We start from the raw sequence: 3,852 nt of genomic DNA on the forward strand, positions 1-3,852 counted from the left end.
GCGTCCCCGCTGGTCACGTTGGAGATCTTGACCGGAGCGCCGCCGCCGAACGGCGGCCGGGTCCTCCCGGAGGATGCTGACGCCGAGGTCGCGCGGGTCGGCGCCGTCGGGGCGGATGTCCTGGAGGTCGGCGACGTTGGCGGCCGAGGCGCTGGCCTGTTCCACGACGGGCCCGCCCTCGGCCTGGGTGCCGAGCCAGGTCGGGGCCGCGATCAACCGGTTGGTGCTGTAGAGCAGTTGGGGTTCGGTGCAGGAGCAGGTCGGGGCGCGGTACAGGTTGACGACCGGCGGCTGGGCGGGGTCGGTCGGCGGCCCCGGGGGCGCGGGGGTGAGCCGGTCGGCGCTCAGGAAGAGCACCCCGGTGCCGTCGGCCAGCCAGGAGGCGGAGCCGGTCCTCCAGGTGGAGCCGGTGCCGGGGAAGAAGGCCTTCTCGCCGCCGGTGGGCGAGGTGAGGATCAGGGTGCGGCCCTTGTCGCCCTGGTCCCAGGTGTAGACGATCTGGTTGCGGTGCTCGTCGTCGTCGACCGGGTTCCAGGTCGGGTCGATCGCGTCCCCGCTGGTCACGTTGGAGATCTTGACCGGAGCGCCGCCGCCGAACGGCCGCAGGAAGATCTGGATGTGCCCCGGCTGGCCGGTGCAGGCGTACGCGATCCACTTGCCGTCGGGCGAGACCGTGGGGTGGGTCTCGTCGGCCGCGCCGTCGGTGATCCGGCGCAGCCCGCTGCCGTCCCGGTTGACCGCCCACAGGACGTGCTGGGAGCCGCCGTCGCCACGGGGCTCCAGGGCCTCGAAGACGACGCCCTTGCCGTCCGGGGCGAGGGCGGGGTGGGCGGTGTCCATGCCGGTGGTGAGCCGGTGCACCGCGCCGGCCGCGTCGCGCAGGTACACCTGCGGCAGCGGGCCGTCGCGCAGGCTGGTGAAGACCAGTTCGCCGCCCCGGGCCGAGGGGTCCTGGTCGAAGTGGATCGGGCCCGGCCCGAACAGCGGGCTGCTGTCCGCCGCGCCCGTCACCCGGCCGAGGCCGCGGTGATTCGTGCCGGCGTAGACGATCCGCCCGGCGGCCGGGTCGGCCGCGGCGGCCTGCGCCGTGGGGCTGCCCTGCCCCTCCGGGGCTGCGGAACCCAAGGTCACCAAGGCCGTCGCCAACGCGAGCAGGACGGCGGCGGCGGCCCGGGCCGGCCGCCGGATGGAGCGGGGAGTGCCGGTGGCGCCGATCACGGCTCGACCTCACAGGATGGCAGGGGCGGTCTCCCCCGCAGTCTCCCCGGCCCGGGCACCCGGGAACAGAGCCCGGGCACCCGAGCCGGGGGCAACGCCCTGTGCCCCCAAAGGGCAGGCCGCCACGGCCGTGGGTCTTGACTGTGACTTCAGATCAGGCCGCGCCGCATGGCGTACCCCACCGCGTGCGCCCGGTTGCGCAGGCCCAGCCGCGTGATGATCTCGTGCAGCACGTTCTTGACGGTGCGTTCGGAGTACGAGGTCTTGGTGGCGATCTCACTGGTGTCGAAGCCTTCGGCGACCAGCTTCAGCATCTCCGCCTCCCGGGCCGTTAACGTCGACAGGGTCAGGCCCCGCCCGTCCAGCATGGTGCGCTGGAGCATCCCGATCCGGTCGAGCAGCTCGCCGAGCAGGTCCCCGGGCATGACGCCCTCGCCGTTGGCCAGCGCGGTGATGAGGTGCACTAGCCGGTCCTGGTCCGCCTCCGAGCGGCGCAGCACGGCGGCGACCCCGCACTCGACGATCGTCTGCAGCCCGCCGGCCTCGAAGTGCCCCACCACCAGGCCTATCCGGCCCGAGGTGGCGAGCCGCAGCCGGCGCAGGTGCTCGGCCACCGCCTCGGTCAGGGCGTCGACCACCAGCAGGGAGACGTCCGCCCGCGCCGCCTCGGCCTCGCTCAGCAGCTCCACCTCGGGCCGTTGGCGCAGCTGCTGGACCACGCCGGTCTGCAGGATGAGGTCCTCCGCGTACACCGCCACGCGCACCTGGGTGGCGGCGCCCGGCCCGGCCGGCCTGGCACTGCCGGACCGCTGCGCCACCACGGTCCGGCGGGTGGCGACGGCTTCCTCACGAGACGTACTGATCGACGTCATCGAATTCTCCATTCTCCAGTGGCCCTGGGTCTCCAGTGGACCTGGGGTGGTGACGGCCGGCCGCCGTACCGCGCGGTCGGCCGTGGGCCTGAGGGTTGGGGGCGCCCGCGGGTCAGAGGGTGCGGGCGTCCGTGGGTTCGGATGGTGCGGGGGCGATCCCGCGGTTCGGCGCGACGGCGCCGGGCAGGGCCGGTCCGCCCGTACGGGCAAGGGGTGTGCCCACGGCTTGCCCGTACGGCTCTCTCCTCGGGCCGCCCTGCGGTCCTACCGTCACGCTATGACCACATCCGCCGAACTCGGCCTGCCCGCACTGACGGTGGCGCCCGGTGGCGTGGCCACCACGACCCTGACGGTACGCAACGACCTCGACATCGTTGAGGCGTACACGCTGGAGGTGGTCGGCGACTGCGCCGCGTGGACGACTGTCGAGCCGGCCCGGGTCTCGCTCTACCCGGGGACATCCGAGACGGTGACGGTCCGGTTGGCCCCGCCGCGTTCGCCCTCCGCACGGGCCGGTGAATTCCCGCTCGGCATCCGGGTGTTGCCGACCGAGCGCCCGGATCTGGTGACGGTTCCCGAGGCGACCGTCACGGTGACGCCGTTCCACGAGCTCCAGGCCGCGCTCGCCCCGCGCCGCCGTCGCGGCTGGCTGCGCGGCCGCTACCGGACGTCGGTGCGCAACCTCGGGAACGCCCCCGGCACCATCGTCCTCACACCCGGACAGGCCGGCGAGGACCTGCGGTTCCGGGTCACGCCGGAGCGGCTGCGCCTCGAACCGGGCGAGTCCGGCGAGCTGCGGGTGCAGGCGCGTCGGCGCAAGCTGATCTGGTTCGGCAAGCCGGTGTCCTGGCCGTTCGAGGTCACGGCGGGCCTGGCGGAGGCCGCGGGCGACAAGGGGGCCGACGGCAAGTCGGAGGCCGCCCCGGCCACCCAACACCCCACCCTTGACGGCGAATTCATTCAACTGCCCATCCTCCCCAAGTGGCTGCTCGCGCTCCTCGCGGCGCTGCTCGCGCTGCTGCTGGCCTGGTTCGCCCTGGTCCGCCCGGCGGTGCGCAGCTCCGCGAAGCAGGCCGCCGAGCAGGCCGTCGCCCAGCAGTCCGCCACCCCGGCGCCGACCTCCGCCGCCCCCGACGGCGGCGCACCGACGGCCCCGTCCGGCGGGAACACCGGCACCCCGGGCAAGCCCGGCACCGGACAGCAGAGCCCCGGCACCACCGGCCGCGGCGGCGGCCCGGGCGGCCTGGCCGTACCGGGCACCGGTCAGCAGAGCTCCGCCACCATCGACGTGCAGACCGCCAATAGTGCCTCTGCGACGGGCAGTTACCAGGTTCCACACGGCAAAGTGTTCGATATCACTGACATCGTGGTCGCCAACTTCCAGGGCGACCAGGGGCTAGTGACCATCACGGCCGGCAACCAGACGATCACTACCATCGCGCTGGAGACCTTCCGCAACCAGGACTACCACTGGGTGACTCCCATCCAGGTCCCCGAGGACCAGGCGGTGACGGCGAGCGTGACCTGCGAGACCCCTGGCACCCCGGCCTCGGGCAAGCAGGCGGCGGCCTGCCACGAACTCCTGAACGTCAGCGGGTCGTTGAGCGACATCAGGCAAGGCAACTGATTCGACGTGCACGGTGGCCTTCCCCTCCGGGCAACCGGAGGGGAAGGTACGCCGCTTGCCCCTCATGATGCCGACGGGCCCGTTCCGACCCGTTCTTCTCCACGATCCCCCTCCCGTATCTCCCCTTACAGCACG

Annotated in this window: 2 protein-coding genes and 1 pseudogene; 1 reads left to right on the forward strand and 2 read right to left on the reverse strand. The window is 73.3% G+C overall.

From position 1 onward, the window contains the following. Together J0670_RS32670 and J0670_RS32675 are read right to left on the reverse strand one after the other, a co-directional pair. A pseudogene (locus tag J0670_RS32670) lies at nucleotides 1-1,218 on the reverse strand (PD40 domain-containing protein); the annotation flags it as partial. Nucleotides 1,219-1,367: 149 nt separating this feature from the next. Further along, entirely contained in the window at nucleotides 1,368-2,090 is a 723-nt protein-coding gene (locus J0670_RS32675; RefSeq protein ID WP_207815722.1) for a LuxR C-terminal-related transcriptional regulator, read from the reverse strand. 277 nt (nucleotides 2,091-2,367) lie between these two features. On the opposite strand from J0670_RS32675, the gene J0670_RS32680 reads away from it, so the two are divergent. Continuing rightward, nucleotides 2,368-3,717 carry a hydrolytic protein gene (locus J0670_RS32680; RefSeq protein WP_207815724.1) on the forward strand — a complete coding sequence of 450 codons (1,350 nt, stop codon included), beginning with the start codon at nucleotides 2,368-2,370 and terminating at the stop codon, nucleotides 3,715-3,717. Nucleotides 3,718-3,852: the final 135 nt, after the last annotated feature.

It is taken from the genome of Streptomyces sp. FH025, from assembly GCF_017427025.1.
Lineage (GTDB): Bacteria > Actinomycetota > Actinomycetes > Streptomycetales > Streptomycetaceae > Kitasatospora.

Excerpts from the sequence above, each read along its gene's own strand:
- J0670_RS32675 (WP_207815722.1), bottom strand. The coding sequence starts at position 2,090 with ATGACGTCGATCAGTACGTCTCGTGAGGAAGCCGTCGCCACCCGCCGG.
- J0670_RS32680 (WP_207815724.1), top strand. The coding sequence starts at position 2,368 with ATGACCACATCCGCCGAACTCGGCCTGCCCGCACTGACGGTGGCGCCC.